General features: G+C 71.5%; 20 protein-coding genes and 1 tRNA gene. 10 read left to right on the top strand and 11 right to left on the bottom strand.

The genetic code is table 11. The features are described 5' to 3' along the window. Positions 1-41: 41 nt before the first annotated feature. Both PUR53_RS46660 and PUR53_RS46655 read left to right on the top strand, forming a co-directional pair. Complete coding sequence (locus tag PUR53_RS46660) at positions 42-1,328, top strand: hypothetical protein (protein WP_329901546.1); 1,287 nt, start codon at positions 42-44, stop codon at positions 1,326-1,328. A gap of 115 nt (positions 1,329-1,443) precedes the next feature. Further along, positions 1,444-2,586 carry an amidase domain-containing protein gene (locus tag PUR53_RS46655; protein WP_329912505.1) on the top strand — a complete coding sequence of 381 codons (1,143 nt, stop codon included), beginning with the start codon at positions 1,444-1,446 and terminating at the stop codon, positions 2,584-2,586. A gap of 19 nt (positions 2,587-2,605) precedes the next feature. On the opposite strand, the gene PUR53_RS46650 is transcribed toward PUR53_RS46655, so the two are convergent. The 3 genes from PUR53_RS46650 to PUR53_RS46640 all read right to left on the bottom strand — a co-directional run bounded on the left by PUR53_RS46650 (position 2,606) and on the right by PUR53_RS46640 (position 5,874). Further along, positions 2,606-3,259 (bottom strand): DUF4383 domain-containing protein, encoded by a 654-nt coding sequence (locus PUR53_RS46650; protein ID WP_329901544.1) that lies wholly within the window; start codon positions 3,257-3,259, stop codon positions 2,606-2,608. Between the two features lie 92 nt (positions 3,260-3,351). Further along, the gene (locus tag PUR53_RS46645; RefSeq protein ID WP_443080449.1) at positions 3,352-4,965 is read right to left on the bottom strand and encodes a hypothetical protein; all 1,614 of its coding nucleotides are present in this window, start codon (positions 4,963-4,965) and stop codon (positions 3,352-3,354) included. Positions 4,966-5,043: 78 nt separating this feature from the next. Further along, complete coding sequence (locus PUR53_RS46640; protein WP_443080448.1) at positions 5,044-5,874, bottom strand: DUF4097 family beta strand repeat-containing protein; 831 nt, start codon at positions 5,872-5,874, stop codon at positions 5,044-5,046. 170 nt (positions 5,875-6,044) lie between these two features. Between PUR53_RS46640 and PUR53_RS46635 the strand changes: the two genes are divergently transcribed. Further along, a tRNA-Val gene (locus PUR53_RS46635) sits at positions 6,045-6,116 on the top strand. A 60-nt stretch (positions 6,117-6,176) separates the two neighbouring features. Here PUR53_RS46635 and PUR53_RS46630 read toward each other — a convergent pair. Further along, positions 6,177-6,518: a hypothetical protein gene (locus tag PUR53_RS46630; protein WP_329901541.1), complete on the bottom strand. Its 342-nt coding sequence runs from the start codon at positions 6,516-6,518 to the stop codon at positions 6,177-6,179. Between the two features lie 145 nt (positions 6,519-6,663). Here PUR53_RS46630 and PUR53_RS46625 point away from each other — a divergent pair, with 145 nt between their 5' ends. Beyond that, positions 6,664-7,590, top strand: a complete 927-nt coding sequence (locus PUR53_RS46625) for a LysR family transcriptional regulator (RefSeq protein WP_329901540.1) — start codon at positions 6,664-6,666, stop codon at positions 7,588-7,590. 100 nt (positions 7,591-7,690) lie between these two features. Here PUR53_RS46625 and PUR53_RS46620 read toward each other — a convergent pair whose 3' ends face one another. Further along, complete coding sequence (locus PUR53_RS46620; protein WP_329901539.1) at positions 7,691-8,596, bottom strand: ketopantoate reductase family protein; 906 nt, start codon at positions 8,594-8,596, stop codon at positions 7,691-7,693. Positions 8,597-8,794: 198 nt separating this feature from the next. Here PUR53_RS46620 and PUR53_RS46615 point away from each other — a divergent pair, with 198 nt between their 5' ends. The 3 genes from PUR53_RS46615 to PUR53_RS46605 all read left to right on the top strand — a co-directional run bounded on the left by PUR53_RS46615 (position 8,795) and on the right by PUR53_RS46605 (position 10,670). After that, complete coding sequence (locus PUR53_RS46615; RefSeq protein WP_329901538.1) at positions 8,795-9,022, top strand: DUF2277 domain-containing protein; 228 nt, start codon at positions 8,795-8,797, stop codon at positions 9,020-9,022. Between the two features lie 134 nt (positions 9,023-9,156). Next, positions 9,157-9,912 (top strand): SDR family oxidoreductase, encoded by a 756-nt coding sequence (locus tag PUR53_RS46610; RefSeq protein WP_329901537.1) that lies wholly within the window; start codon positions 9,157-9,159, stop codon positions 9,910-9,912. A 47-nt stretch (positions 9,913-9,959) separates the two neighbouring features. Continuing rightward, positions 9,960-10,670, top strand: coding sequence for a TetR/AcrR family transcriptional regulator (locus PUR53_RS46605; RefSeq protein WP_329912622.1), 711 nt, complete (start codon positions 9,960-9,962; stop codon positions 10,668-10,670). A gap of 18 nt (positions 10,671-10,688) precedes the next feature. Here the strand turns inward: PUR53_RS46605 and PUR53_RS46600 are convergent, their stop codons facing one another. From PUR53_RS46600 to PUR53_RS46580, 5 genes are all read right to left on the bottom strand, one after another. Next, positions 10,689-11,297, bottom strand: a complete 609-nt coding sequence (locus PUR53_RS46600; protein WP_239753896.1) for a DedA family protein — start codon at positions 11,295-11,297, stop codon at positions 10,689-10,691. Between the two features lie 155 nt (positions 11,298-11,452). Beyond that, positions 11,453-11,908 (bottom strand): DoxX family protein, encoded by a 456-nt coding sequence (locus PUR53_RS46595; protein WP_329901536.1) that lies wholly within the window; start codon positions 11,906-11,908, stop codon positions 11,453-11,455. Between the two features lie 87 nt (positions 11,909-11,995). Next, positions 11,996-14,074 (bottom strand): FAD/NAD(P)-binding protein, encoded by a 2,079-nt coding sequence (locus PUR53_RS46590; protein ID WP_443080447.1) that lies wholly within the window; start codon positions 14,072-14,074, stop codon positions 11,996-11,998. 167 nt (positions 14,075-14,241) lie between these two features. After that, positions 14,242-15,897, bottom strand: coding sequence for an alkaline phosphatase D family protein (locus PUR53_RS46585; RefSeq protein WP_329901534.1), 1,656 nt, complete (start codon positions 15,895-15,897; stop codon positions 14,242-14,244). Between the two features lie 210 nt (positions 15,898-16,107). Continuing rightward, on the bottom strand, positions 16,108-16,752 hold the full coding sequence (locus PUR53_RS46580) for an HNH endonuclease family protein (RefSeq protein ID WP_329901533.1): 645 nt from the start codon (positions 16,750-16,752) through the stop codon (positions 16,108-16,110). Between the two features lie 522 nt (positions 16,753-17,274). Here PUR53_RS46580 and PUR53_RS46575 point away from each other — a divergent pair. Together PUR53_RS46575 and PUR53_RS46570 are read left to right on the top strand one after the other, a co-directional pair. Beyond that, the gene (locus tag PUR53_RS46575; protein ID WP_319246924.1) at positions 17,275-17,856 is read left to right on the top strand and encodes a TMEM165/GDT1 family protein; all 582 of its coding nucleotides are present in this window, start codon (positions 17,275-17,277) and stop codon (positions 17,854-17,856) included. 176 nt (positions 17,857-18,032) lie between these two features. Then, on the top strand, positions 18,033-18,698 hold the full coding sequence (locus tag PUR53_RS46570; protein WP_329901532.1) for an HAD family hydrolase: 666 nt from the start codon (positions 18,033-18,035) through the stop codon (positions 18,696-18,698). 48 nt (positions 18,699-18,746) lie between these two features. Here the strand turns inward: PUR53_RS46570 and PUR53_RS46565 are convergent, their stop codons facing one another. After that, a complete protein-coding gene (locus PUR53_RS46565) occupies positions 18,747-19,655 on the bottom strand; it encodes an NAD(P)-dependent oxidoreductase (RefSeq protein ID WP_329901531.1) in 909 nt (302 codons plus the stop codon). 69 nt (positions 19,656-19,724) lie between these two features. Here PUR53_RS46565 and PUR53_RS46560 point away from each other — a divergent pair, with 69 nt between their 5' ends. After that, positions 19,725-20,087, top strand: coding sequence for a winged helix-turn-helix transcriptional regulator (locus PUR53_RS46560; RefSeq protein ID WP_329901530.1), 363 nt, complete (start codon positions 19,725-19,727; stop codon positions 20,085-20,087). The last annotated feature ends 270 nt before the right edge of the window (positions 20,088-20,357 follow it).

The following is a 20,357-nucleotide window of genomic DNA, read 5'->3' as shown; positions in this document are numbered from 1 at the left end:
ATGAGCACCCGCACCCGCCACCCTCGCAGAATGAGCCGTACATGAAGTCTGGCAGCAAGCCGCACAAGGGCCGCCGTCGCAAGGCGCGCCCGCCGCGCCGCACCACCCGCCCGCAGTTCCTGACGGTGGCCGCGCTCCTCGTGGTGGCCTCCCTGGTCGGCGGCTACCTGGTGCTGAATCAGTCGGCCGACACCGCGCCGACCGCTTCGTCGGCCGGCAGCGGCAGCGACAAGGGGGCCACGAAGAAGGAACCCGTCTGGGACGGCAAGACGAAGATCATCGGGGATGGCTCCACCTCCTACACGGGCCCGCAGAAGGGGCGGTTGAAGCCCGTGCGGCTCAAGAAGGGCGAGAAGCCACCGCAGTTCGTCGTCTTCTCCTGGGACGGCGCGCTGGCGGGCGACGACAACCTCTTCGAGCACTACCGGCAGATGGCGAAGAAGTACGACGCCCACATGACGTTCTTCCTCACTGGCATCTACCTGCTGCCCAAGGAGAAGCGGGACCTCTACGACCCGCCGCAGCACGACAAGGGCGCCGCCGCGATCAGCTACCCCACCGACGAACACGTCCGCACCACCCTGGCGGAGCTCGGCGAGGCGTGGAAGGAGGGCAACGAGATAGGCACCCACTTCAACGGCCACTTCTGCGGCAAGAAGGGCGGCGCGGACTGGAGCGTCGCGGAGTGGAAGCAGGAGATCAAGGAGTTCAACTCCTTCCTCGCCAACTGGAAGACCAACACCGGCGCGACCGACCTCGACCCGCTGCCCTTCACCGTCGACGCCGTCAAGGGCGGCCGCGCGCCCTGTCTGGAAGGCCAGAACAACCTCCTCAAGGCCGTCAAGGACTTCGGCTACCGCTACGACGCCAGCTCCCCGGGCGCCTTCCAGGTGTGGCCGGGCAAGAAGAACGGCATCTGGGACTTCCCGCTGCAGATGCTCCCGTACAACGACGACTACCAGGCCCTGTCGATGGACTTCAACTTCCTCTACAACCAGTCCGAGGGCCAGACCGACGGTGATCCGGCCATGTACCCGACCTGGCAGCAGGAGACCATCGACACCTACATGGCCGGCTTCAACCGCGTGTACTACGGCAGTCGGGCGCCCCTGCTCATCGGCAACCACTTCGAGCAGTGGAACGGCGGCATCTACATGAACGCCGTCGACGAGGTCATCAAGACCGTGTGCGTGAAGAAGGACGTCAAGTGCGTGTCCTTCGACGAACTCGCCGACTGGATGGACGTCCAGTCGCCGGAGACCCTGGCGAACCTGCGCGGCCTCGACCCCGCCCAGGCCCCGGCCGATTGGGCATCGGTCGTGAAATAGCCCCACAGATACCCATGTTGCTCACTTGTTACACCCCCCGACCTCACTTGTCTTGAGGAGGTCATGTAAAGATTCGCTCCCGGGTACGACCAACTCGGGGTCAAGGAGATTCCCAGTGAGATCAAGGACGTTGAGCCTCGCAGGCTCGACCCTCGCGGCGGCCGTCGTGGCCTCCGCCCTGCTGCCCGTCGCCGCGGCGAACGCCGCCGCGTCGACGCCCAAGGTCACGAAGGCGACCAAGGACGCCTTCGGGCGCGTCGCGGACAACGTGCTCACCGACCGTACGGCCGTGCTGCTCGGCAGCAAGGCCGCGCGCAAGTCGCTGAAGCCCACCGGCGGTGTGCAGCTGTCCGCCGGCCAGAAGAAGGCCGAGGACGGCAAGCTGTCCGCCCTGAAGGGCACCAAGTCCCGTCTGGCGTCGCTGGGCGAGGCCTACACCTCGGCCGACACGAAGGTCACCGTCGACGGCGCCAAGGTCAAGGGCAAGAAGGCCACGGTCCAGGTCACCGAGACCACGACCCTGAAGTACAAGAAGATACGCGGCGACGAACCCGCCTCCACGGGCTTCGACGCGCACCACGTGCTCACCTTCACCGCCCAGGCGAACGGCACCTGGCAGCTGACCGCGATGCGCTCCACGGACGGCGGCGCCCCGCGGATCAACGAGCCCGTCGCCGCCACCGCGGACACCAAGCTCAGCCGTACGCCGATGGCCATCATCCAGGCCCCCAAGGCGGCGACCACGCGCAACCCGGCCCCCAAGCCGAAGACGCTCACCGGTGGCGCCTACGACTACAAGGCGATGGCCACGTACACCGAGAAGTACTGGAAGAACTACAACCCGGCGTACCGCAAGTACAACGCGGCCGGCGGCGACTGCACCAACTACCTCAGCCAGGGCCTCCTGGCGGGCGGCTGGAAGCAGATCTCCACGGTCACGCCGGAGGAGTACGACACCTGGTACTACGCCTCCAACGGCACCGCCGACGCGTGGATCGGCGTCAACGAGTGGTCCTGGTTCACCCAGACCGCCAAGCGGACCACCGCGCTCGCGAACGTCTACCAGATGGACGTCGGCGACGTGCTCCAGGTCGACTTCGACAAGGACGGGTCCAAGGACCACTCCATGATGACGACCTACCGCAGCTCCAGCGGCGTCCCGTACCTGACGTACCACGACGCGGACACCTACCGCCGTTCGGTCGCGAGCATCATCGCCTCGTACCCGACCGCGAACTACTACGCGTACCGCACCTGAGCCCAGCCCTCACGGTGCCTCAGCCGGCGCCCTTTCCGCCCGTGGCCGTGTCCGTTCCGGACTCCGCCGTGGCATCGGGGAGGGCGTCGGCCCGTTCCCGCTCGGCCATCCCCACACCCTCCCCGCGCCGCGTCTCACGCTCCGACTCCTCCGGGTGGCGGGCCCGCCAGTACGGGTTGTCGTGCGGCAGCGCCGTGCCGACCCTGCCGTACATCCCGAACGTCATCAGCAGGATGCCGACGACAAAGCTGAACAGGACGTTCTGGATCCGGAACGCCAGGAAGTTCGAGTCGGTGTCCAGCAGGGCCATGTTGGCGAAGCCGCTCAGGATGAACAGGACGCCCAGGGTCATGTTCAGCGTGGAGGCGAAGTTGCCGCCGATCACCATGCCGACGAGCAGCAGCAGTCCCACGGCGATCGACAGCACGCTCAGTGTGCCGTTGGTGCTCAGCCCCACGACCTCGTCGCCGTTCGTGTCGAACCAGCCCACCTTGTCGATGAGCCCCAGGATGCCGAAGGCGAGCAGGAACAGACCCATCAGGCCCGCCCCGATCCGGTAGACCCTGCTGAGGCGGTGGTCGACGGGCAGGTGCTCGTCGATCCTGATCCGCCGCCGGGAACCCGCGTGCCGACCCTTGCCCGGACGCAGTGTGTGCGTGGCGTGCGTGGCCATGTCCGCCTCCCATCGGGCGTGCGCGGAGGCCTGCGTACCCCTTCAGCATCCGCCGCGCGGCTCCGCCGGGCAACCGGGTCGGGGAGGAGGTGTCAGGCTCCGGCGCCGCGTTCCTTGCGGATCTGGTCCACCACGCGGGCCACCGCCTGCCGCACGGCCTCGGTCTCGCTCAGGAAGTGCCAGTAGTCGGGGTGCCGGCCCTCCAGCGTGGCGATCGCCCGGTCCAGCCGTGCCACGGACTCGTCCAGCGGGCGCGCGTGCCGCGGATCCGGTGTCGACCGCCCGGCCATGGCCAGCCGCTGCGCGTCCCGGATCGCGAACCTGGTCCGGTCGATCTCCTGCTGGGAGTCCTTCTGCACGGCGTTCAGCCGCCGCAACCGGTCCCCGGCGGCCGAGACCGCCTCGTCGGTGTGGTTCAGCAGCGCCCGCACGGTCGACAGCAGCGAGGTCGCGTCCGGCCACCGCTGGCCGTCCCGCGCGGCCCGCGCCTCGCGCAGCTTCAGCTGGGCCTGCTCGACGTCCCGCGCGGCCTGGTCCGGCACCTGCTGGAGGTCCTGCCAGCAGGCCGCCACGAACCGCCGCCGCAGCTCGCTCAGCACCTGCGGCACCTGCTCGGCCCGGGTGCCCAGCGCCTCCGCGCGGGTGCGCAGCGACACGAGCCGGTGGTCGATCTCGGCTGCTCTCTCCGGCAGCCGCTCGGCCTCCGCGCGCACCGCCTCCGCCTCGCGCACGACCCGGTCGGCCCGTTCCAGCGTCTCCCGTACGCCGTGCTGCCCGGCCCCCTGGTTGAGCTTGGTCAGCTCGGGGGCGAGGGCCGCGAGACGGGCGGCGAGATCGTCGGCCTTCAGCCCCGAACCCCGTACGGCGTCCAGGGCGTTGGAGGCGGCGAGCAGACCCTGCCGGGCGCGCTCCACCGCCGGGACCAGCCGGGCCAGCTGGGTCTCGGCCTTGCCGAGCAGCGGGCCGAGCCCTTGGGCGAACCGGTCCAGCTCCTGCTTGACCCGGTCCAGCTCGGTCTTGGCGGCGGTCAGCTCGGTGCGGGCGCGGGCGGCCGCGGACGCCTCCAGGTCGTCGCGGTCCAGGTCGTGGGCGTCGACGGCGTTGATGTACTGGTGGCTGACCTCGTCGATCCGCCGGCCCAGTGCCGCGAAGCCGTCGGCCGTGTGGCGGGCGCCGGGGGAGTCGTCCACCGCCGTGATCGTCTCTATGGAGATCCGCAGATCCCGCTGCGCGGTGTCCAGCTCGTAGAACGCGGCCGCGGCCGCGTCCTTCGCCGCCTGCGCCTCCGCCCGCTGCCCCTCGGCCCGGCCCCCGAACCACCGCCGCGTCCCGCCTCCGGCGAACGCCGCGGGCAACACGAGACCGGCGAGGAGGGGCAGCACGATCAGCACGGCCCGATCCAGCGCGGCCGCCCGCCGCCGCACCCGCCGGGTCACGGGGGACCGGAGGGAGGGGCGCTGGGTGTGGGGCGCGGGTCCGCCGGGCCGTGACACGGGGGCGTCGGTCCCGGGTGCGGGTGCGGGTGCGGGGGTCGGGCGTGCGGTCGGGTTGGCCGGCGGGCGTGTGAGGCTGTCGGGCCGGTGGGGTGGGGGCGCGGGGGCGGTGGGTGGGTGGGGGGCGCGGCTTTGGGGTTGTCGTGCGCTCGGCACCCTTGGTGTGTACGGCTCTGCTGGTGTCGCCGTCACTTCCCTCTCCCGTGCTGTCATCCACCCTGACCGGTGCCATTCTCCCACCGGTCAAGGACGAAAACACGGGCCGAGCGGTTCGATGTTCGCGGCCGCCCCTCAGCCGACGTTGCGAACCGTCACCGAACCGTCCTGCGTGTGGGCGGTCACCACATGGGCGCTGCCCTCGTCACGGGGCACCGAGACGTCCACGGAACCGTCGTCGCTCCCGGTCTCGATCCGGTACGACGTGTCCCGGGGCAGCCCGATACTGATCGAACCGTCGTCACTGCGCGACTCCACCAGGTCCGGCACGACCCCGAGTTCGAGCTTGACCGAACCGTCCTGCGTGCTCACCTTGACGCTCCGCGACGCGACCCCGAGCGCCCGCACGGAGGCGTCGTCGGTGTGCAGCTCCAGCGGCCCGGTGGTGTCGCCGACCCGCACGGCACCGTCGGCCGACCGGACCTCCAGCGGCTCCGCGAAGCCCTTCGCGGTCACACTCCCGTCGTCGCTGCGCACGGCGACAGCGACCCCGCGCGGGACCTCGATCCGGTGCCTGGCCGCGCAGTCGGCGACGATGCCGTCGCACTTCAGCCGCAGCTCCAGCCGGTCGTCCTGCATCTCCCAGGTCACCCGGGGCTTCCCGCCGACCATGACCCGCCCCTCGAACCACCGGGTGACCTCGACCTCGTCCACGTCCGCCGCGACCAGTTCGAGCGCGGAGTCGTCCGAGTCGACCGTGAGCGTCCGGCCCGCCAGGGCGAAGCTCCGGTGCTCCGGATCCCGGTCCTCCCCGGCGTCCGCCCCGCACGCGGCCACGGACGCCATGAGCACCACGGCGAGACCGGCGACCCCCATCGCTCCCGCACGCGACCTGCGAGCCGTACGAGCCGTACGAGCCGTACGAGCGGTATGCGCCGGGCGTGCGGTGCGAGCGGTGCGTGTCATGACGATCTCCCCCTGGGCCGGTCCTTCGATGTCCTTCGACCGTACGGAGCAGGGGAGTTCGGGGGGATCCGGGCCACTCCCGGATCAGGGGTGGGGTTAACCCCCGAGCCGGCCCCGATACGCGTTTGCCGGGCACTCCCTCGGGCAATGTAGGCTGTCGACGCGTACTCGGGCGTGTAGCTCAGGGGTAGAGCGCCTGCCTTACAAGCAGGATGTCGGCGGTTCGAAACCGTCCATGCCCACCGAGACCAAGACCCCGGCCGATCACGGCCGGGGTCTTCGCGCGTCCGGGCCCGTGGGCCTCAGGAATCTCGCGCGTGGGAATCCCGCGCGTGCTTGAGATGGGTGCGGGCCTCGACCTTCTCCTCGGTGGCTATCTCCGACCAGAAGCGGTGGCAGCTCACGAAGACCGCCAGTTCCCGCTCGCGCTCGCGCAGTTTCTCGACCTCGGCCTGCTCGTCGGCCGTCCAGCCCGGCGAGGCGGGGCGCTCGACCTTGCGCCAGCCGTTGTCGTCGCTGAAACCGTCCAGGGGCGCGACCGACCAGGGCAACCGCTTCAGCAGTGCCAGGAGCTCGGCCCGGACCTGATGCAGCTCCTCCTGACCGGCGAGAAGGTCCTCTGGGAAGTCATAGGTCTTAGCCACACGGCAATGGTACGCCTGTTCGATTTTGGGATGCGAGTTCCTTCTGACACTTCGGGCGCGGGTTCATTCGAACGGTTGGGTGCGGCAGAGGCCTCTCTTGGAGTGCGGATCAGTACCCAAGGTGAGCCTTGGGTATCGTCGCGACATGACCCTCGATGATCTCCGTGTCTTCGTCGCCGTCTGCCGGGCCGGGAGTCTCAGCGCGGTGGCCCGGGAGCTGGGGTGCACCCAGTCGGCGGTGAGCCAGCACGTGCGGCGGCTGGAGCGGGAGGTCGGGGTCGCCCTGGTGGAGCGGCAGGCCCGAGGGGTCGTGCCCACCCGGGCCGGCCGGGTGCTCCAGGAGGCGGCGGCCGAAGGCATCACCGGGCTTGACCTCGCCCTGCGTCGACTGGCCGAGATGGTGCGCGGTGACGGCGGTGTCGTACGGGTCGCCACCGGCGGCACGACCGTGCGGCACTTCATGACGCAGGGCATCGTCGACTTCCGGCGTTCGTACCCGGACGTGGGCCTGGAGTTCCAGACCGTGCGGTCGAGCGCCGGGTGCTGCGACGCGCTGGCCGACCCGTCCCGGGATCTCGACCTCTCCTGGCTGACACTGGGGCCCGCCGTCCGGGGCATCGAACAGCGGGCCGTGGCGGAACTGCCCTGGGTGCTCGCCGTGCGCGCCGACGACGAACTCGCCGGACGGGAGCGGGTGGAGGGCCGGGAACTGGACGGGATGCGGCTGATCGGGCTGCCGGAGAACTCCACCTCGTACGCCCATCTCGGCGCCGCCTACCGGGAGTTGGGCATCTCCGTCAGCTCCTCCGGGGCCGGGGTCGCCGACTGGGACACCGCGATCCTCCTCGCCGAGCTCGGCGTCGGCCACGCCGTGGTCCCCGCGCTCCCGGGCTGGACGGGCCCCGGCCACCCCGGGCTCCGCTTCGTCCCGGTCCCCGACCTGCCCCCGCTCACCGTCGGCTGGGCCGTACGGCGCTGGGACGCCCTGTCGCCCCCGGCCCGCGCCTTCGCCGACACGGTGGCCCGGCACGCGGTGCGGGTGGGGGGTGGGGTGCGGGCGGTCGAGGAGTGAGTCCCGGCCTCCGCTTCAAGCACGTCGGCTCAGTGGTTCGCCGTACAGGGTTCTTCGGTTGTGCGGGGTTATTCGGCAGTCCGACGTCCCTCCGCCGCCCTCAGCTCAGCCGCCCCAGCTCCGCCACCACCTCCGTCGCCACCGGCACCCGTACGCCGTGCCGCTCGGCCGTACGGAGCAATGCCCCGCCGATCGCGTCCAGTTCGAGGGGGCGGCCGGCCTCGGCGTCGCGTTGCATGGACGACTTGGTGGCGGGTGGGAAGGCGTCGTAGCGGCGGAGGGTCTCGGCCGGGTCGACGGGGGCGCCGGCGGCCGTGCTGACCGCGGCCGTCTCCTCGACCAGGGCGGTCAGTTCCTCGCGGTGGCGGGTGCGGATCTCGCCCAGCGGCAGGCCGTGACGGGTCGTCAGCAGGGCGAACGGGGCCAGGAAGGACATCTTCGCCCACAGCACGGCCGTCTCGTCCGGCAGGACGCGGGTGCCCACGCCTGCCCATTCCAGGGCCCCCGCAAAGGAGTTGAGGCGCTCCTTGGGGACCCTGTCGCCGGTCAGGTCGACCTCAGCGAACGGGCTGCCGTGCTCGATGACGCCCGGGGCGACCCGGGTCGACTCGACGCGGATGGTGGCGGGGGCGAGGGGCACGGTGTCGCCGTAGTGGGCGCGGAGGTGTGCGGGGTGCTCGACGCCGTTCAGGAACGGGACGACCAGGGTGCCGGGGCCGAGGGACGCTGCCGGGAGGCGGTCCAGGGAGGCCGTCAGGGTCGTGTGCTTGACCGTGATCAGGGCCGCGTCGACCTGTTCCCGGAGTTCGGTCGCGGTCTCGACGCGGGCGGTGAAGTCGCCGAAGCGGGCGCTTGTGACCTCGATGCCGTCCCGCTCCAGGGTCTCGGCGGTCCGCTCGCCGGCCAGACAGATCACGCGGTTGCCGGCGCGGGCCAGCAGGGCGGCGAGCAGTCCGCCCACGCCGCCGGGGCCGAGTACCGCCACCGTGAGCCGTTCGTTCGACATGGTCCCCTCGTTTCCGCCGGGTGGGTCGAGCCGGCTTCGGTGATGATCACAAGGGGGGAGGGTGCAGTCAATCCTCGGGGGACCTTGCCAGTACCCAAGGGGTGGCTTGGGTGGGTTGCTCGGGCGGACTGCGGTGTCGTGGTGACCTGCTGACTTCCGGGGGTGGGGTTCGGCGGGTGTGCGCGGGAGACTGGGGGCATGTGCCGCAGTATCAAGACGCTTCGACCGCCCGTCCTTCCCGAAGAGGCCACCGAGGACGAGATCAGGGCCGCCGCCCTGCAGTACGTCCGGAAGGTCTCCGGCTTCCGTGCGCCCGCCGCTCATAACCGTGAGGTCTTCGAACAGGCGGTGGACGCGGTCGCGGAGGCTACGGCCGCGTTGCTGGCCGGGTTGGAGGTGAAGGGGGCTGCGCGGCGGGTGGGCTAGTTGTCGCGCAGCCCGCCGCACCTACCCCCGGACCGAGAGGTAAGTGGACCGACTTGCCATAAGGTCGGTGCGCGAGCTAGCTTCGCATGGTGAGTTCATTGACTTACCTTACGACTCGGCAAGGAACGACTGAAATGAATCGTCTTGCGGGCAAGCGCGCCCTCATCACCGGCGGCACGAGCGGGATCGGTCTGGAGACCGCGCGGCATTTTGTCGCGGAGGGGGCCGACGTCATGGTCACGGGCGTCACCCCGGCCAGCATCGACAGGGCGCGCCAGATCCTCGGGGACAAGGTGCCGGTCGTGCAGGCCGACGCACGCGATCTCGATGCGCAGCGCGGCCTGGCCAAGCAGGTGCGTGAGCACTTCGGGGCGCTGGACGTGGCGTTCCTGAACGCCGGCGTCTCGGACTGGCGGCCGTTCGAGGACCACACGGAGGACAGTTTCGACCGGCTCTTCGACATCAACGTCAAGAGCGTCTTCTTCCTCACCCAGGCCCTGGTGCCCGTGCTGGCCAACCCGTCCTCGGTCATCCTCAACGCGTCCAGCAGCGCGCACGGCGGCTACGGGCGTTCGAACGCCTATGCCGCGACGAAGGCGGCTGTCGGCTCCCTGATGCGGTCGTGGAACGCGGACCTGCTCAAGTCGCACGGCATTCGCTTCAACGCGGTCAGCCCCGGCCCGGTGGACACCCCGCTCTACTCCAAGCTCGGGATCGAGGACCCCGCGGTGCAGGCGGCGGTCCTGGAGGGGATCAGCGCCGGTATCCCGCTGGGTCGTATGGGTCTGCCCGAGGAGGTCGCGGAAGCCGTCGTGTACCTGGCCTCGGATGCCTCGGCCTTCGCCGTGGGCCAGGACCTTATCCTGGACGGAGGCCAGACCGTCCTCTGACGGCGAGGACGCGGCCGGGAGACGGGCGAGGGGCGAGGGGCGTGGGTATGTCGGTGGCGGGCCGAGCGGAAACCGGTGGCGATACGTGCCGGACCCAGTCTCCCGGGCAGACCAAAGCCGGATATCACGCGCAGATCAAAGCAGAGAACCGCGCGCGCATCATCCGCGCCGCCCGCGACCTCTTCCTCGCCCAGGGGTACGACAAGACCTCCCTGGCCCAGATCGCCAAGGAGGCCCGCGTCTCGACCGGCACCCTCTTCAAGCGGTACCCCTCCAAGGCCGCGCTGTTCGCGGCCGTCACCGCCGAACAGTGGCAGCTGGATGTGGAGTGGGCAGCGCCGCCCCCGCCCGGTGATCCCCGGTACGGCCTGGACCACATCGGCCGCGACTACGCCTGCCTGGTCGCGCGGCCCCACACAGCGGCGCTGTGCCGCCTCATCATCACCGAACTCCCCCAGATGCCGGAGCTCGCCGACATCGTCGGGACCGGCTTCGCCATGGATCGCGGGCCCTTCTTCGACCGGCTCCGCGACTACCTGGAGGCCGAAGCGGAGGCCGGCACGCTCGACTTCCGTTCGGCCGACGGACAGCCCCAGTCGGCGTCGGCGGTGGCCGAACAGTTCCTCGGCATGATCTCCGGCCAGTTCCTCTGGCCTCAGCTCGTACGGACCGACTTCGTCCCGCCCAACCCCACCGACGCCGCGATCGTGGACGAAGCCGTCGCCCTCATGCTCGCCCGCTACGGCACCGGAGCCTGAACAAACGTCCGCCCCGCGTCAGTTGGGCTGGGGGCGGCGCATGAAGTACGCCGCTGCCGCTCCCGCGCCGAAGAGGGCGGCCAGGGACACCGCCGTCGCGAGCCAGGTGGGGCCGAGCCATTGGGCGCCGAAGTAGCCGAGGGCCACGCTGTAGGCGGCCCAGGCGAGACCGGCGAGCGCGGACCAGGGGAGGAAGTCGCGGGCGCGGTGGCGGGCGGCGCCGGCGCCCAGGGAGACGACGGAGCGGCCGGCGGGGGCGAAGCGGGCGACGACGACCAGGAGGCCGCCCCCGCGTACGAGCGCGGCGCCGAGACGTTCCTGCGCGGTGGTCAGACGGCGGGAGCGGGCGATGGCGCGGTCGAGTCGTGCGCTGCCGCGCCAGGCCAGGCGGTACGCCACGAGGTCACCGAGCACGGACGCGGTCGCCGCCGAGAGCATCAGCACCAGGATGTCGGGGACTTCGCGGGGCATCGCGCCCGCCGCCGTCTCCGCCGCGGCGGCCGTGGCCACCGCGACGACGAGGACACCGCTCGGGAGGACCGGGAGGAACACGTCCAGCACGATGGACGCGCCCACCACGGCGTAGATCCATGGGCCGGCGGCCAGCCAACCCAGACTCTCAAGCACCGAGCACTCTCCTGTTTTCCCCCGACGTCACGGCGACCCGTGACAGCCGAACAGCGTACGCCCCGGGTATGACAGACGGCTCACAGGGGCTCATGTGTCTGTCACGCCGTGTTCATGGGGGAGGGGAGAGGGTCAGGGCCGGCCGCCGGTGGGGGTCAGGCGGTCACGGTGGCCTTGCTCGTGGCGGTCCTGTCCGCGGACGCGGCCTGGCGCTTGGCGAAGAGCTGGTCGAGGCCGAGCGCGCCGGAGCCGGTGAAGATCAGCAGGAACATGGCCCAGCAGAAGAACGCCGCGGCCTCGCCGCCGTTCTCGACCGGCCACAGGCCCTCCGGCTGGTGGACCTTGAAGTACGCGTAGGCCATGGAGCCCGAGGCGATGAACGCCGCGTAGCGGGTGCCCAGGCCGACGAGCACCAGGGCGCCGCCGACGAGTTGGATGACGGCCGCGTACCAGCCGGGCCAGGTGCCGGCGGCGACGGTGCCGCCCTGCCCGTCCGCGCCGCCCAGGACGCCGAAGAGGGTCATGGCGCCGTGGCAGGCGAAGAGCAGGCCGATGACGATGCGGAAGAGACCGAGGGCGTATGGCTGGGCGCTGTTGAGGCGTCCGGTCATGGTGGGGGGACTCCTTCGGTAGTGACCCGGTCCTCGTGAGACCGGAGGGGACGGTTATTACCGGTGAGTCACCCACGGTAGGCAGGCTCAATCGATGCTTGCAAGTTCAACATCTGGCCAGCGTTTTGCCTGGACTTGGGGAGCCGTCGCAGGTGTCGCCGCACGTAGAACCGCTCGCGCCACGGCGTCCGCGTCCGAAAGCGTGACCGAATCCACTCCAGGCCGGGCACCCGCGGCCGTCACCCAGTGCACGCCCTCCGTCGGCACGCCGAACGCGAACCGCCGTGCGTGAAACACTCCTTGACGGTCTATCAGGTGATACGGCCGGGGGGTGACGTCCAGCCCTCCCGTCTCGTAGCCGTCCACCCGGTGCGGACGGCAGGCTCCCGTCGCCAGCAGGTCGGCGAGGAGCGCGTCGGCTGTCCTGCGCAGGTCCGGCTCCGGGAGCCGCGCCTCGACGACCGTCGTCACGCGGACCGCCGACCCCGGTACGTCGGGCGAGTGCGCCAGCCAGGCGCCGTCCTCCGGGCGGGTCTCGAGCCGGGGGCCCAGCACGGTCAGGGTGCCCGCCTCGATCAGCGCGGACATCTCCTCGACGCGGCTACGGGGCGGGCCGATCGACAGGAACGCGTTCAGGGGCGTGTACCAGCGGTCCAGGTGCTCCCGGCGTGACGCGCCCGCGAGTCCGCCGTGGTCCACGATCAGCCGCAGTTCGTTCCGCAGGTCCCGCAGCACGTCCAGCGCGGCCTTCACCGGGCCGTGGACATTTCCGAGGGCGGCCTGCGCGGCGTCCTCCCGCAGATACTCCAGCAACCAGCCCCGCCAGTCCGCCGCGTCCGTGAACTCCCGCCCCGCGTACGGCCGCGAGACCCGTTCCCACGACCACCGGTCCGTCTCCGCGATCCCGAACTCGTCGAGGACGGCGGCCTCTTGGGGGGAGCCGTGGGGCGCGGCGAGGAAACGGTCACGGAAGAGGGTGGCTCCGCCGAAGAGATCGCAGGACACCACGGGGAACGGCCCGTACGCCGAACTCCCGCGCACACCGCCACGGGAGGGGGAGGCAGGGGAGAGGGTGCCGCACGCCGACGCCGGCCCCGCCGTCGGCAACAGGGTCTCGTAGTAGACCGCTTCGACTTCCTTCGCCACCAGGGGCCATATCTCCGTCAGGAAGTCCGGTGCCTCGCCGGAGTCCGCGCGTTTGCGGAACGCCGCGATGACCTCGGGGGTCAGGACGAGCGGGGTGTGGCGGCCGTAGGGGCCTTTGGCGTTGTCGCCGCGCGCCTGGTACGGGACACCTCGCCGGGAGCCGGCGTACAGACGGGGCTCGCGGCCGGACGGCTCGTACCGCAGGCCCCCCTTCTCAACGTCGTATACGAAGGCGCCGCCCCGCCCGGTCGTCAACAGGGCCATGTGGTCGAAGAAGTTGAGGCCGAGACCGCGCAGGAGGACGGGTTCGCCGGGGGCGACGGAGGAGAGGTCGAGGTCGGCCGGGTTGGCGGGCGGGAAGTGACGCAGGCCGTGGCGGTCGGCGTACGCGGTCAGGTCCCGTTCGGCCCGGTCGGGGAGGGCGGGGAGGTGGCCCTGGGTGAGGACCACGGCGGCGAGGCCGGTGAGGACGCGGCCGGTGGCGAGCGTGAGCCGCTGGCCGCCGTCGGGGGCGTCCTCCAGCCGGACCGCACGGGTGCCGTGCACCTCGACCCGGATCGTGGGCGGCGCGCCGCGCACCACCTCGGCGAAGACCCACTCCAGGTAGCGGCCGTACTGGGCCCGAGTCGGATAGTCGTCGGGCCCCAACTGGCTCAGCGCACCCGGCCCGCCCGGCTCCCCCGCCCCCCGGCTCGCCCACTCGTACAGGCTCGGGCCCGGGCGTGTCGGGCCCGAGCAGTCCACGCTGTCGTCGGTGAAGAGCGTGACCTGCGAAGCCACCGTGTTCATCAGCAGCTGGGGGGACTGCTCGGTGCGCCAGACCTGGCCGGGGCCCGGCGGCGCGGGGTCGACCACATGGACGGTCAGACGGCTGCCGGGACCGAGCAGTTCGGGGGCGGAGGCACAGAGGCGTTCCAGGACGCTGGTGCCGCGCGGGCCGGCTCCGACGAGGGCGATGCCGATGTCACTGATCCCTGGCCGTTCGGACAAAGGAGTAACTCCCGTGCGTGTGGGGCGCATGGTGGGGCGCGGTGCGGCGGACCGCCCGCCGGTAAGCGGACGGTCCGCCTCATCATGCCGTCGTGCGCGCCGTGAACAGAGCCTTGGGGCTCATCGGGAGTGCCGGGTGTGGGATGCCTCACGAGCATCTCGGACAACAGGGGCAACAACCGTGCGCAAGGGGTGGATTAGGGGGCGAGTACCGACTCCGACGCCATTTCGAGTCGGGCCCCGCCGCCCCGGCGGACCCGTGCGCGGTCCAGCCGCAGCCGCGCCGAACGGCCGCGCAGCGTCAGCGTCATGAGGTGGTTGCCGAACCAGGGGCCGTCGGTCCTGCGCCAGTCGATGGACGGCCGCGCGCCCCGCCCGTGCCGCCCGAACCACCGGCCGAGCGCCCGCCCCGTCCCGCTCCAGCCGAAGCGGAAGCCGAGCTTTATGGAGAGCGGGATGGAGTTGTGCACGGGGGAGCAGGTGAGCTGGAGCACGCGGGCGTCGGGGCCCCCGCTGCCGCCCGTCCCGCCCTCCGGCCACGACGGTTCGGCGATGTAGGCGTGGTGCACGTCCCCGGAGAGCACCAGCACGGTCGCCGGGGCGTCGGTGCCGCCGCCCGCCTCGGCGACCAGCCGGGTCAGGGCCTCGAAGGAGTCGGGGAAGGCCGCCCAGTGCTCCAGATCGGCGCCCCGGCGCAGCTTCTCCCCGAACCGCGCCCAGCGGTCCCCGCGCTCGCCCCCGCAGAGCGCGGCGCTCCACGCCTCGGCGTCGTGCACGAGGTGGGGCAGCAGCCAGGGCAGGGAGGTGCCGATGAGCAGATGGTCGTACGAGCCGCGCGCGTCCAGCGCCTGGTCCCGCAACCACCGCGCCTCGCCGGGGTTCAGCATCGAGCGCTCGCCCTCGTCGAGGACCCGGGCCGCCCGTGAGTCGAGCATCAGCACCCGTACGCGGCCGAAGTCCCGCCGGTAGCTCCAGCGGACCGAGGCCGGGTCCCGGTCGGCCTCGGCGGCATGGGCGCGCAGCGCGTCCGTGCCGTCCGGGGTGGCGCGTACGGCGGCGTGGACGGGGTCGGTGGCCAGTTCGGCGGGGGAGAGGTTGCCGAGGTGCTGGTGGACCCAGTACGACATCAGGCCGCTCAGGATCCGCTCGCGCCACCAGGGGGTCGCCCGCATGTCGGCGAGCCAGGACTCGCTGGTGTTCCAGTCGTCGATGACGTCGTGGTCGTCGAAGATCATGCAGCTGGGGACGGTGGAGAGCAGCCAGCGGATCTCGGGGTCGAGCCAGGACTCGTAGTAGAGGTGGGTGTACTCCTCGTAGTCCGCCACCTGGTCACCCGGCGGTTCCGCGAGGTCGCGGCGCGCGGCGAGCCAGCGGCGGGTGGCGTCGGAGGTCTCGTCCGCGTACACCTGGTCGCCGAGGAGCAGGAGGACGTCGGGGCGCTCCGCGCCCGGTTCGGCGGCCAGCCGGGCGGCCAGCGTGTCGAGGGCGTCCGGGCCCACCGGGTCCGGCTCCCCGGCGGGCGGCGCGGCCCAGCGGCAGGAGCCGAAGGCGACCCGGACGGTGTCGTCCTCGGTGGGGGTGCGGATCTCGGAGGGCGGGTGGGGGGAGTCGGGGAGGGGCCACACGGGTGTGCCGTCGAGGAGCACCTCGTACGCCGAGACCGTGCCCGGCGTGAGTCCCGTCACCGGGACCAGCGCGTAGTGGTGGCCGGCGATCTGGAAGGTCTGGGCCTCGCCGCGCCCGCCGCCCGCGCAGCGGACCTCGGCGACGCACGGTCGGCTCGCCTCGACCCAGACGGTCGCGGACGAGCCGTCCACATATCTCAGCAGTGGTCCCAGACGCAGCCCCGCCATGAGCGATCACACACCTTTTTTCTGGTCGGGCTCGCCTCCGGGGCGCTCCAGCCGGTGCCGGGACGACGAACGTGCTCAGCCCTTCGGGCCTCCGCGCGTTCGTCGTCCCGGCACCGGCGCGCCCCTTCGGCTCGCCCTCCTCCGTCGCCCCGTACGGTACGGAACGACGGAGGGGAACGGGGAGGTTCCTGACCAGTTTCTCGCGTGCGGTCAGCAGCTCGCCAGGTAGCTGGTGAGGGCGCTCTTCTCGGCGGAGTCGACCGAGAGGTCGTAGTAGTACTTCACCTGGACCCAGGCGCGGACGTACGTGCACCGGTAGGCCGTGCGCGACGGCATCCAGGTGGCGGGGTCCTGGTCGCCCTTCGACTGGTTCACGTTGTCGGTGACCGCGATGAGCTGCGGGCGGGTGAGGTCGTTGGCGAAGGCCTGCCGGGTGGCGCTGCTCCAGCCGTCGGCGCCGGAGTCCCAGGCCTCGGCCAGCGGCACGAGGTGGTCGATGTCCAGGTCGGAGGCGAGCGTCCAGGTGGCGCCGTCGTACGGGGAGTACCAGCTGCCGCTGGTGGAGGCGCAGGCGGAGTCGGTGACGACGTTCGTACCGTCGCGCTTGAGGACCGTCTCGCGGGTGTTGCAGGTGCCGCTGATGGTGATCCAGTGGTTGAACAGGTCCCGGTTGTAGCCGGTGCGGTCCTCGGTCGCCACGGTGAGGGTGGCGAGGTAGGAGCGGGCGGTGGCGGCGCTGATGGGGGTGGGGAGGGCGGCGGAGGCGGTGGGAGCGTTGAAGAGCGCGGCGGAGGCTATCAATCCGCTGAGCGCCGCGAGTATGCTGACTCGTCGACGCGCGTAGAACCTGCGCATGTGAACTCCTTGTGGGGCCGGGGGTGTTGGGGAGCGGCGATTGAAGGGTCGCGGCGTGGTGTTACCGGCGGATGTGCGTAGGGTGAGAAGTTAATGACGTGTGCATGACACGACAAGGGGTGCGGTCGTGATTGTGACCGGGCGCCTTCGGGGTGGGTGCCTGATTCGTCGGCGGGTGCGGGTGGTTCGTGGTTGCTCGCGCAGTTCCCCGCGCCCTTGAAAAGCCGGGGCTGCGCCCCGTGCTTTTCACGCGACCCCCGCTCCCGAGCTGCGACGCGCCCCGCGTACGATGGACCGCGCAGAAGGGGAGTAGCTCTTCGCCGGACCGTCGACATACTGCTCAGCTCGTCTGAGCCGGCGCCCGGAGGCGGGTCCCGTTGACCGGGACCGCGCCAGCGAGACCTTCGGCAAGCAGTGCACCGTCCGTGCCGTCCGGCGCGGGCCGACCGTGTGCTGCCGTGCCGAGGTGTCGCGTCAGCGGATGAATTCTCTCGGTGGGGCGGCCCGACCGATTGAGGAACCTTGATCAGCTTCAGTGTCACGGCGCTCGTCTTCGGCGTCGTCTTTCTCGCCGAACTCCCCGACAAGACCGCGCTCGCCGGTCTCGTCCTCGGCACCCGTTACCGCGCCTCGTACGTCTTCGCCGGGGTCGCCGCCGCGTTCGCCGTGCATGTCGCCCTCGCGGTGGCGGCGGGCAGCGTCCTCACCCTGCTGCCGCAGCAGATCGTGCACGCGCTCACCGGCGTGCTGTTCCTGGGCGGTGCGGCGGTGCTGCTGATGAGGAAGGACGAGGACGAGGAGGAGATCCGCAGGCCCGAGGACCAGAGCTTTTGGAAGGTCTCGGGCGCCGGTTTCATGCTCATCCTGGTCGCCGAGTTCGGTGACCTCACCCAGATCATGACGGCGAACCTCGCGGCCCGCTACGACGACCCGCTCTCCGTCGGACTCGGGGCCGTCCTCGCCCTGTGGGCCGTGGCCGGGCTCGGCATCGTCGGCGGCCGGGCCCTGATGAAGCGGGTTCCGCTGGCGCTGATCACGCGGATCGCCGCCGTGCTGATGCTCGGGCTCGGTGTGTGGAGCCTGTGGGAGGCCGTGGCCGGATGAGGGGCCGGATGGGTGAGGGGGGTGGCGGGGGCCGGGATTGTTTTGTACCGTGGGGGAACAAAGTGGCTCCCGCCCGCATTCCCTGACCGGTGGGCGGGGCCGCCTTGTTCCCTCCGGGCCGCCTCGTCGGGTGCGACCCCGTCCGCGGCCCCCTTTTTCGCGCCTTGGAGCTGCTGATGACGGCCACGACCGTTCTGACCGCCCGCGCCCTCCTGCTCGACATGGACGGCACCCTCGTCAACTCGGACGCCGCCGTCGAACGCGTCTGGCGGCGCTGGGCCGAGCGGCACGGGCTGGACGGCGCCGACATCATGAAGGTGGTCCACGGCCGCCAGGGCTACGCCACGATGGCCGTTCTGCTGCCGGACCGGCCCATGGAGCAGAACCTCGCGGACAACGCGCGGATGCTGGCCGAGGAGACCGCCGACGTGGACGGTGTCGTCCCGATACCCGGCGCGCCCGAGTTCCTCGCCTCCCTCGTCGCCGGCGGTGTGCCGCACGCCCTCGTGACCTCGGCGGACGTCGCGCTGTCCACCGCACGGATGGGTGCGGCCGGGCTGGCGCTGCCCGAGGTGCGCGTCACCGCCGAGTCCGTCGGCGCGAGCAAGCCGGACCCCGAGGGTTTCCTGAAGGGGGCCGCCGAACTGGGCGTCGCGCCCGAGGACTGCGTCGTGTTCGAGGACTCCGAGGCGGGGATCCGGGCCGGGCGCGCCGCGGGGATGCGGGTCGTGGGCATCGGGGAGCGGGCCCGGTCCCACGGGCCGGACGTCGTGGTGCCGGACCTGACCACGGTGCGGGTCGAGGTCGCCGCGGGTGGTCTGATCCGGCTCACGGTGGGTTGATGTTCCGAATGCGACTCGGGGCCCTGGTGGGCCCCGGGGCGCGTGGTGTCAGCGCTGGTGGTCGAGTACCTCCGTCAGCCTGGTGAAGCCGTCCTCGCCGTGGCCCTGGGCGATGGCGCGGCGGACGAAGCCCTCGGCCGACCGCATGACGCTCGCGTCGATGCCGTGCGACTCGGAGACCTCGACGACATGGGTCATGGTCGACAACGCCGAGGTGAGCGGGTTGCCCTCGCCGGAGTGCCGGCCGCTGTCGACCTCCTTCGCGCCCTCCTCGAAGAGCGGCGGCAGGATCGCGGCGATCCCCTGGGCGAACGGGGTCAGCTCCTGGGCGCTGACACCCTCCGCCCGGGCCAGCGCCAGGGCATGCGTGTAACCGGTGATCGCGGTCCAGAAGAGGTCGAGCAGCGCGACGTCGAACGTGGCGGCCCGGCCGATGTCCTCGCCCAGGTGGGTGTGGGCGCCGCCCAGCGCGTCCAGCACGGGCCGGTGCGCCCGGTACAGCTCCGCGTCGCCGCTGTAGATGAACACGCCGTCCGGGGTGCCGATGACCGGCGTCGGCGTCATGATCGCCCCGTCCAGGTACGCGACGCCGTGCTCTTCCGCCCACGCGGCGGTGTCCCGGGCCCGGTGCGGGGTGTCGGCGGTCAGATTGACCACCGTGCGGCCCTTGAGGGCGCCGGTGACCGCCGGGGTGCGCAGCACCGCGTCCGAGGCGTCGTAGTTGACCACGCAGACGACGGTCAGCGGGCTCGCGGCCACCGCCTCCTCCGCCGACCCGGCGCTGATCGCGCCGCGCGCCACCAGCTCCTCGTCCCGGCCCGGCGTCCGGTTCCAGACCGTGGTCCGCAGCCCGGCGTCGAGGAAGGCGCCGGCGAGGGCGCGGCCCATCGGGCCCAGGCCGAGTACGGTGACGGCGGGGGTGTCGGCGGCGGTGTGCTCTTCGGTGTGTGCGGGCATGGCTCGGTAACTCCTGTGCAGAATAGGTGGGTTGGTGAATTCGCGACTGATGGGCTGGGGGGAGCGGGAATGAGGCGCAGGCGTGCCCAGGACGCGAGTGTGTGCGGGGTGACCGCGGCGATCGCCGTGATCGAGGGAAAGTGGAAGACGTCGCTGCTGTGGCGGCTGGAGTCCGGCCCGCACCGGCCGGGTGAGCTGCGTCGGCTGCTGCCCGGTCTCAGCGAGAAGGTGCTGACGCAGGCGCTTCGCGAGATGGAGACGGACGGGCTCGTGCACCGGGAGGTGCACGACGAGCTGCCGCTGAAGACCGTCTACTCGCTGACCCCGTTCGGCCGCGAACTCTCCGAGCTGCTGGGGCCGTTGTCGGACTGGGGGCACCGACGCCTGGAGACGCTCACCGGAGCGTCACTGTCGGCGACGTCGTCGCCGTAGGCCTCACCGTCACGTCATCGTCTCGTCTTCCGCCCCGCTCAGTGGCGCGCCCCCGTCGGCCGCTCCCTCACCACAAGGATCGCCCGCCCTCGGCCGGCCGCCAAGTACCCACAAAAAGGTGGGTATTCGGGGGGCGGGGCATCGGGGTCCCGCGCGTGTGTGCCGGTGGGCGCCGGCCCGTGGAGGCCGGATGACCGGACGAACGTATCGAGGCCGAGCTGTTCACGGATCCGGGCGACGAGGCGCGGTCGTCCGTCCGCCCCGCGCGCG

The sequence above is a fragment of the Streptomyces sp. SP18BB07 genome (assembly GCF_036322545.1).
In the GTDB taxonomy this organism is placed as follows: domain Bacteria; phylum Actinomycetota; class Actinomycetes; order Streptomycetales; family Streptomycetaceae; genus Streptomyces; species Streptomyces deccanensis.
The sequence above is the reverse complement of the archived record's forward strand: the minus strand, read 5'-3'. Positions and strand labels throughout refer to the sequence as shown.